Here is a 609-nt window from a genome sequence, read left to right as displayed (position 1 = left end):
TACCTGGCTACGAACCAGGCGGTTGGAGGTTCGAGTCCTCCCGAGCGCGCCATTCTTTTTACTCCCTATAGTGTATCCTGCTTAATTTTCAATCGCATTTAATCTCTGAATACCCACTATTTACTGCTGTATCTCCTTGCGTGACTTGCTACCATAGTATTTAATAATTTTATAACAATACCTTAGCAACCAATTAGGAGTGCTTCGTGTCGGAACTGCTCAGTCAAGCTGCGCAACTCATGCTCGTTGGTATGGGTGCAGTCATTATCTTTCTTTGTCTACTGGTCGTTGCCATGAGCGCGATGAAGCGTTTGATCCCAACGCCGGAGGCTGTTACCAGCCGTCACTCTCCAGTCAAAGATAAAAACTCTGATACGGCACCTCCTGCGGTACTGGCTGCAATTTCAGCTGCCATTCATCATTATCGCAATGGCACGAAAGCAGCGAATAACAAGGAGAAATCATAATGAGTAAACCCCTGTTACTGACAGAGTTGGTACTTCGTGACGCTCATCAGTCACTACTCGCAACGCGGATGCGTCTGGAAGACATGTTACCTATTGCCGAGAAGCTGGACAGCATCGGCTATTGGTCAATGGAATCCTGGGG

1 protein-coding gene is annotated in these 609 nt (G+C 47.3%); it reads left to right on the top strand.

Features of this window, described 5'->3' with window-relative positions:
* Window positions 1–206 precede the first annotated feature (206 nt).
* Window positions 207–467 (top strand): oxaloacetate decarboxylase subunit gamma, encoded by a 261-nt coding sequence (locus B3180_RS06045; RefSeq protein ID WP_054488408.1) that lies wholly within the window; start codon window positions 207–209, stop codon window positions 465–467.
* Window positions 468–609 lie beyond the last annotated feature (142 nt).

Source organism: Idiomarina sp. UBA4206, assembly GCF_002383015.1.
Lineage (GTDB): Bacteria > Pseudomonadota > Gammaproteobacteria > Enterobacterales > Alteromonadaceae > Idiomarina > Idiomarina abyssalis.
The sequence above is the reverse complement of the archived record's forward strand: the minus strand, read 5'-3'. Positions and strand labels throughout refer to the sequence as shown.